Origin of the sequence: Aquabacterium parvum (assembly GCF_001447195.1) — a bacterium.
GTDB classification, from domain to species: Bacteria; Pseudomonadota; Gammaproteobacteria; order Burkholderiales; family Burkholderiaceae_C; genus Aquabacterium; species Aquabacterium parvum.
Genome location: NZ_LFRI01000010.1, coordinates 1 through 273, shown reverse-complemented (window position 1 = coordinate 273; position 273 = coordinate 1). Strand labels below are relative to the sequence as shown.

At 61.2% G+C, this 273-nt stretch carries 1 pseudogene; it reads right to left on the bottom strand.

The annotated features are described in order from the left end of the window. Positions 1 to 247: pseudogene (locus ABG80_RS00040) on the bottom strand (protein rep); the annotation flags it as partial. Between the last annotated feature and the right edge of the window lie 26 nt (positions 248 to 273).

Genomic DNA, 273 nt, shown 5'->3' with positions numbered 1-273 from the left:
CCTCGACACCTCGGAAGCACCCAGCAGAACCAAGAAGGCGTTTCCCCTTGAGCGTCTGAAAGGCATGCCATGTATCGGCAACCGGCTGATCGCTGAACTTGACGGCGTACTTGAAAACCTCCATGAACCCCTCGGCTGGATCTCCAACGATGGGCCGCACATCAACGATGAAGCTGTCCCCGGTGATCTGGTGCCAATCCCGCGACAAGCGCTCCTGGCTGGGCTCGACCTCGGCCAAGGCGATCATGTGCAGGTGCGGGTGCCACTGGCCCG